The 7,007-nt window shown below is 58.1% G+C and carries 6 protein-coding genes; 2 read left to right on the top strand and 4 right to left on the bottom strand.

Annotation, left to right across the window (positions count from 1 at the left end):
* Positions 1-4: 4 nt before the first annotated feature.
* The 4 genes from A7K61_RS22095 to A7K61_RS22110 all read right to left on the bottom strand — a co-directional run bounded on the left by A7K61_RS22095 (position 5) and on the right by A7K61_RS22110 (position 4,250).
* Positions 5-1,441, bottom strand: coding sequence for an NAD(P)(+) transhydrogenase (Re/Si-specific) subunit beta (locus A7K61_RS22095; protein ID WP_044270317.1), 1,437 nt, complete (start codon positions 1,439-1,441; stop codon positions 5-7).
* Positions 1,441-1,761, bottom strand: coding sequence for an NAD(P) transhydrogenase subunit alpha (locus tag A7K61_RS22100; protein ID WP_003187417.1), 321 nt, complete (start codon positions 1,759-1,761; stop codon positions 1,441-1,443). The genes A7K61_RS22095 and A7K61_RS22100 overlap by 1 nt, the downstream gene beginning before the upstream one ends.
* A gap of 15 nt (positions 1,762-1,776) precedes the next feature.
* Positions 1,777-2,898, bottom strand: coding sequence for a Re/Si-specific NAD(P)(+) transhydrogenase subunit alpha (locus tag A7K61_RS22105; protein ID WP_044270327.1), 1,122 nt, complete (start codon positions 2,896-2,898; stop codon positions 1,777-1,779).
* Between the two features lie 452 nt (positions 2,899-3,350).
* Positions 3,351-4,250, bottom strand: a complete 900-nt coding sequence (locus tag A7K61_RS22110; protein ID WP_003187421.1) for a LysR family transcriptional regulator — start codon at positions 4,248-4,250, stop codon at positions 3,351-3,353.
* A gap of 157 nt (positions 4,251-4,407) precedes the next feature.
* Here A7K61_RS22110 and A7K61_RS22115 point away from each other — a divergent pair, with 157 nt between their 5' ends.
* Complete coding sequence (locus A7K61_RS22115; RefSeq protein WP_003187423.1) at positions 4,408-5,589, top strand: acyl-CoA dehydrogenase; 1,182 nt, start codon at positions 4,408-4,410, stop codon at positions 5,587-5,589.
* Positions 5,590-5,602: 13 nt separating this feature from the next.
* Positions 5,603-6,823, top strand: coding sequence for a CaiB/BaiF CoA-transferase family protein (locus tag A7K61_RS22120; RefSeq protein ID WP_069558376.1), 1,221 nt, complete (start codon positions 5,603-5,605; stop codon positions 6,821-6,823).
* The last annotated feature ends 184 nt before the right edge of the window (positions 6,824-7,007 follow it).

Raw genomic sequence — 7,007 nt, forward strand, 5'->3', positions numbered from 1 at the left:
AGTGTTATTCGACGGCCTTGACCATGTCTTCGATGACCTTTTTGGCATCACCGAACACCATCATGGTCTTGTCCAGATAGAACAACTCGTTGTCCAGGCCCGCATAGCCGCTGGCCATCGAGCGCTTGTTGACGATGATGGTCTTGGCCTTGAACGCCTCGAGGATCGGCATGCCGGCAATCGGTGAGTTCGGGTCGTTCTTGGCGGCCGGGTTGACCACGTCGTTGGCGCCCAACACCAGCACCACGTCGGCCTGGCCGAACTCGGAGTTGATGTCTTCCATCTCGAACACCTGGTCGTAAGGCACTTCGGCCTCGGCCAGCAATACGTTCATGTGCCCAGGCATACGACCCGCCACTGGATGGATCGCGTACTTCACGGTGACGCCGTGGTGGGTCAGTTTCTCGGTCAGTTCCTTGAGCGCGTGTTGTGCCCGCGCCACTGCAAGGCCATAGCCTGGGACGATAATCACGGTGTCGGCGTTGGTCAGCAGGAAGGTGGCGTCATCAGCGGAGCCGGACTTCACCGGGCGTGCTTCTTTGGAGCCCGCCGCAGCGCCAGCATCCGGCGCATTGCCGAAGCCGCCCAACAACACATTAAAGAAGGAGCGATTCATCGCCTTGCACATGATGTACGACAGGATCGCGCCGCTGGAGCCCACCAGGGAGCCGGCGATGATCAGCATCGAGTTGTTCAGCGAGAAGCCAATGCCCGCCGCTGCCCAGCCGGAGTAGCTGTTGAGCATCGACACCACCACGGGCATGTCGGCGCCGCCAATCGGGATGATGATCAGCACACCCAGCACAAAGGCCAGGGCCAGCATCAGGGCGAACGCAGTGAGATTGCCGGTCAACATGAACGCCAGGCCCAGGCCCAGGGTTGTGAGGCCGAGCACCAGGTTCAATTTGTGTTGCCCGCCGAACTGTACCGGTGCGCCCTGGAACAGGCGGAACTTGTACTTGCCCGACAGCTTGCCGAACGCGATCACCGAGCCGGAGAAGGTGATAGCACCGATGGCAGCACCGAGGAACAGTTCCAGACGGTTACCGGCCGGTATCGAATCGCCCAAGTGCTTGACGATGCCCAGGGACTGCGGTTCGACCACGGCGGCAATGGCGATGAACACCGCTGCCAGGCCAATCATGCTGTGCATGAAGGCGACCAGCTCTGGCATCTTGGTCATTTCGACGCGCTTGGCCATGATCGAGCCGGCGGTGCCGCCGACCAGTAGGCCAACGATGACGTAGCCAATACCCGCAGTCGCCAGCTCAGCCCCCAGCTTATAGATGAGGCCGACGGTGGTGAGTACCGCCAGCGCCATGCCGAGCATGCCGAACAAGTTGCCGCGCCGCGAAGTGGTCGGGTGCGAGAGGCCTTTGAGGGCCTGGATGAAACAAATCGACGCGATCAGGTAGAGCGTCGTCACGAGATTCATGCTCATTACTTGGGCGCCTCTTCTTTTACTTTCGGGGCTTTCTTCTTGAACATCTCAAGCATCCTGCGGGTGACCAGGAAGCCACCGAAGACATTTACCGCCGCCAGGGCCACGGCCAGCGTGCCCATGGTCTTGCCCAGTGGCGTCACGGTGAGAGCGGCGGCGAGCATGGCGCCGACGATAACAATCGCGGAAATGGCGTTGGTCACGGCCATCAGCGGCGTGTGCAATGCGGGTGTTACGTTCCAGACCACGTGATAACCGACATAAATCGCCAGCACAAAGATGATCAGGTTGTAGATACCGGGGGAGATAAGCTCTTCCATCGTCTGAATCCCTGCTTAGGCGTTTTTGCGGATGACTTGGCCGTCGCGGCACATCAGGCACGCGGCGACGATGTCGTCTTCGAGGTTGATTTCAAACTGCCCTTCCTTGGTGAAGACCAGCTTCAGGAAGTCCAGCAGGTTGCGCGCATACAAGGCCGATGCGTCGGCGGCGACAGCGCCCGCCAGGTTGGTCGGGCCGCAGATGATCACGCCGTTTTCCACCACGACCTGGTCGGCCACGGTCAACGGGCAGTTGCCACCCTGGGCAGCGGCGAGGTCGATGACCACCGAGCCGGGTTTCATCTGCGCCACGGTCTCGGCGCTGAGCAGGGTCGGAGCCTTGCGGCCCGGGATCAGAGCGGTGGTGATGACGATATCGGCCTGTTTGGCGCGTTCGTGCACGGCCAGGGCCTGGCGCTGCATCCAACTGCTGGGCATCGGGCGCGCGTAGCCGCCGACACCGACGGCGCATTCACGCTCTTCATCGGTTTCGTAGGGGACGTCGACAAATTTGGCGCCCAGGGACTCGATCTGCTCTTTCACCGCCGGGCGTACGTCGGACGCTTCGATCACCGCGCCCAGGCGCTTGGCCGTGGCGATGGCTTGCAGGCCTGCCACACCGGCGCCGAGGATCAGTACGCGCGCGGCTTTTACAGTGCCGGCAGCGGTCATCAGCATTGGCATGAAGCGCGGGTAGTGATGAGCGGCCAGCAACACGGCCTTGTAACCGGCGATGTTGGCTTGCGAAGACAGCACATCAAGGCTTTGAGCGCGTGAAGTGCGCGGCGCGGCTTCCAGGGCGAAAGCGGTGATGCCGCGCTCGGCGAGCTTGGCGATGGTTTCGTTGCTGAACGGGTTGAGCATGCCCACCAACACGGTGCCACTTTTGATCAGCGCCAGTTCGCTGTCGCTGGGGGCAACCACTTTAAGGATCAGCTCGGCGCCAAACGCGTCGTTGGCACTGCCAATGGTGGCGCCTGCCGTTTCATAGGCACTGTCGACGATGCTGGCATTGATGCCTGCGCCGCTTTGTACAGTGACCTTATGGCCCTGGCCGATCAGCTTCTTGATGGTTTCCGGGGTGGCAGCCACCCGCGTTTCACCGGTCTGGGTTTCGAGAGGAACACCAATGTGCACGTCAAATCTCCTGCATGATCTTTTTGCTTTTGATCTTTTTGTAAAAAGGCCAGTGCACCGCGAGTGGCGCAGCTGGGGCGGCCGATCAGCACGATCCCGCTGAAATGACAGCGGGGCGCGGCATTTTGCAGGCGAACTTTACGGCCATCAAGGGATTATGACGGGTGACGAAAAATTAACTACAAGTCACCCTGTGACTGATTGTCGCAACAAGCTGAAATAACCTCTTTAAATACAGGCCTTTAAAGGTGTTCAGGCGTTTTCGGTCCGTTTTTCCATTGCGAGTGTGAATAGTCGTGCATTGGCCGGTAAGAGTCGCTAAGAGCCATGAGATACATGGCTTTTAGCCTTATTTTTGGCTGACAAGTACAGTCTGTTTAAATGCGACATATACGTACATCTGTAGGTTCTGAATTTATCTGACTACAAAGTCAATAAATGCGTTGTGTCCTTCATTTACATGGGTTGTAGCGTCTTGACTGGTCGAGTAGCCAGTCCCTGAATGCATGCAGAGAAGCGGATTCGACCTTTTTGTCAGGAATCATCAGGTAATAAGCCTTTTCGCTGGTCAGTGCTTCGGTGCTGGCGATTACCAGTTGTTGCTCCTTCAGCTCCCGCTGTATGAGGAAGGGAGGAATCAGCGCGATGCCCATGTCATGCATGGCCGCTTGAGACAGCATCGAGAATAGCTCGTATCGAGGGCCTGTCATGTCGCGAGGGATGTTCAGTTGTTGGGCGTTGAACCATTGGCGCCAGGCATAGGGGCGTGTGGTCTGCTGCAGCAGGGGCAGCTCGGCGATCTGTTGAGGGGTGAAATGCGTGCGGTCGCCGAGTAAGCGTGGGCTGCACACCGGTACCGGGTTCTCGCCCATTAACCTGTGGGATTGCGTACCCGACCAGTCGGCGTCCCCGAAGTAGATGGCGGCATCGAACTCGGTGTCGGCGAACAGGAAGGGACGCGTGCGGTTTGTCAGGTTTACGGTGACTTCCGGGTGCTGATGTTGAAAATCCTTCAGGCGTGGGATCAGCCACTGCGTGCCGAAGGTAGGTACCACCGCCAGTTCGATTACGTTGGCGCCCTGCTGGCCCATCACCGACAAGGTGTCGCGCTCTACGGCGTCCAGTTGCGTTGCAACCCTGCGGCTATAAGAAAGCCCCGCCTCCGTCAGCTTCACTCCACGGCGTGAGCGGCGAAACAGCTCGACACTCAAAAACTCCTCCAGGCTGGCGATCTGTCGGCAAATCGCGCCTTGGGTGATGGAAAGCTCCAATGCTGCCTTGGTGAAGCTCTCGTGGCGGGCTGCTGCCTCAAAGCTGATGAGTGCGGTGGTACTGGGGATTTTTCTGCGCATGTACGTTGCCCTCACAAATAAAGCGCATTTCTGGGCTTTTATAGTGTTACGAAGTGAGAAATTAGCACAAGCCTATGCAAAAACCTCGTTTGCCCTCTGCGCTGACCGCGCCTAGTCTGGTTCCACGACTTCTGATTTTTTCCGCGAGGACTTATTCATGGCTGGCAAGGCAAGCTTCAACTGGATCGATCCGCTGCTGCTGGATCAACAGCTCACCGAAGAAGAACGCATGGTGCGTGACAGCGCCGAGCAATTTGCTCAGGACAAGCTGGCTCCTCGTGTGCTCGAAGCCTTCCGTCATGAAAAGACAGACCCTGCTATTTTTCGTGAGATGGGCGAGACCGGTTTGCTGGGGGCGATGATCCCTGAGCAGTACGGTGGCAGTGGTTTGAACTACGTCAGCTACGGTTTGATTGCGCGTGAGGTCGAGCGTGTCGACTCCGGCTATCGCTCGATGATGAGTGTGCAGTCTTCCCTGGTCATGGTGCCGATCAATGAGTTTGGTACTGAGGCGCAAAAACAGAAGTACCTGCCCAAACTGGCCTCTGGCGAATGGATCGGTTGCTTCGGGCTGACCGAGCCCAACCATGGTTCCGACCCGGGTGCGATGATTACCCGTGCACGCAAAGTGGATGGCGGCTACAGCCTGACCGGCGCCAAAATGTGGATCACCAACAGTCCGATTGCGGATGTGTTTGTGGTGTGGGGCAAAGACGATGCAGGTGATATCCGTGGCTTCGTCCTGGAAAAAGGCTGGAAAGGCCTGAGCGCTCCGGCTATCCACGGCAAGGTGGGGTTGCGGGCCTCCATCACCGGTGAAATCGTCATGGATAACGTATTTGTGCCGGAAGAAAATATCTTCCCGGATGTCCGTGGCTTGAAAGGCCCTTTTACCTGCCTTAACTCGGCGCGGTACGGGATTTCCTGGGGCGCGCTGGGGGCTGCTGAGTTCTGCTGGCATACCGCGCGCCAGTACACACTTGATCGCCAGCAGTTTGGTCGCCCGTTGGCCGCCACTCAGCTGATCCAGAAGAAGCTGGCCGACATGCAGACCGAGATTACCTTGGCCCTGCAAGGTTGCCTGCGCCTGGGTCGGATGAAAGATGAGGGGACGGCGGCGGTTGAGATCACATCGATCATGAAGCGTAACTCGTGTGGCAAGTCATTGGATATCGCGCGCATGGCCCGGGACATGCTGGGCGGTAATGGCATCTCCGACGAATTCGGAGTGGCGCGCCACTTGGTCAACCTGGAAGTGGTCAACACCTATGAGGGGACCCATGACGTGCATGCCTTGATCCTGGGGCGCGCGCAAACCGGTCTTCAAGCGTTCTATTAATAGGAGCATGGGCATGGGCGCGCTTTCGCATCTGCGAGTGCTGGATTTGTCGCGAGTACTCGCGGGCCCTTGGTCCGGGCAGATTCTTGCAGACCTTGGGGCTGAGGTGATCAAGGTCGAAAGGCCGGGCAGTGGCGATGACACGCGTGCTTGGGGGCCTCCCTTCCTGAAGGATGCGGATGGTGAGAACACCAGTGAGGCGGCGTATTACCTGTCGGCCAACCGTAATAAAGAGTCGGTGACCATCGACTTTACGCGACCGGAAGGCCAGAAACTGGTGCGCGACCTGGCTGCCAAGTCGGACATCCTGATCGAAAACTTCAAGGTGGGTGGTCTTGCGGCGTATGGGCTGGACTATGAATCCCTCAGAGAGGTCAACCCGGAGCTGATTTACTGTTCCATCACGGGGTTTGGTCAGACGGGCCCCTATGCGATGCGCGCCGGCTACGATTTCATGATCCAGGGTCTGGGTGGGCTCATGAGCCTGACGGGGCGGCCTGAAGGGGATGAAGGTGCCGGGCCGGTAAAGGTTGGGGTCGCCTTGACTGATATCTTGACCGGGCTTTATTCGACCGTGGCGATCCTGGCTGCGCTAGCTCATCGCGATCACGATGGTGGTGGGCAACATATCGACATGGCGTTGCTGGATGTGCAGGTGGCTTGCCTGGCGAATCAGGCAATGAATTACCTGACAACTGGGATGCCGCCCAAGCGCTTGGGAAATGCTCACCCTAATATTGTGCCCTATCAGGATTTCCCCACTGCCGATGGAGATTTCATCCTCACCGTAGGCAATGACGGGCAGTTCCGTAAGTTCGCCGAAGTCGCCGGGCAGCCACAATGGGCGGATGACGTGCGTTTCGCCACCAATCGCGCGCGGGTGGCTAATCGCGCGGAGCTGATTCCTTTGATTCGTCAAGCGACGGTTTTCAAGACGACCGCTGAATGGGTGTCGCAGTTGGAGCAAGTAGGCGTGCCATGTGGGCCGATCAATGATCTGGCGCAGGTGTTTTCCGATCCTCAGGTCCAGGCGCGTGGTTTGGCGATTGAGTTGCCTCACGCATTGGCGGGGATGGTGCCCCAGGTTGCGAGCCCAATACGCTTATCCAAGACGCCTGTTGAGTACCGGAGTGCGCCTCCTCTATTGGGGGAGCATACGCTTGAGGTGCTGCAGGGGGTTCTGGGGCTGGGAGCTGCTCATGTGGCCGCATTGAAGGAGGCGGGTGTTATTTGAGCGTTCCCTTCTATATAGAAGCGCACTGGTGAGCTGGTTGTTTTTTAACCGAAGCTAACTTATTGATAGGAAAGCAAAATTAAGAGTTGACGGCGAATTATATCTGTCTATAATTCGCCCCACTTCCGGCGCAGTCGAAACGGAAAACTCCTTGGTAAACAATGAGTTACGCAGTTATCGACAG

It is taken from the genome of Pseudomonas sp. AP42 (assembly GCF_001728935.1).
Lineage (GTDB): Bacteria > Pseudomonadota > Gammaproteobacteria > Pseudomonadales > Pseudomonadaceae > Aquipseudomonas > Aquipseudomonas lactis.

Excerpts from the sequence above, each read along its gene's own strand:
- A7K61_RS22100 (WP_003187417.1), bottom strand. The coding sequence starts at position 1,761 with ATGGAAGAGCTTATCTCCCCCGGTATCTACAACCTGATCATCTTTGTG.
- A7K61_RS22095 (WP_044270317.1), bottom strand. The coding sequence starts at position 1,441 with ATGAGCATGAATCTCGTGACGACGCTCTACCTGATCGCGTCGATTTGT.
- A7K61_RS22115 (WP_003187423.1), top strand. The coding sequence starts at position 4,408 with ATGGCTGGCAAGGCAAGCTTCAACTGGATCGATCCGCTGCTGCTGGAT.
- A7K61_RS22110 (WP_003187421.1), bottom strand. The coding sequence starts at position 4,250 with ATGCGCAGAAAAATCCCCAGTACCACCGCACTCATCAGCTTTGAGGCA.
- A7K61_RS22120 (WP_069558376.1), top strand. The coding sequence starts at position 5,603 with ATGGGCGCGCTTTCGCATCTGCGAGTGCTGGATTTGTCGCGAGTACTC.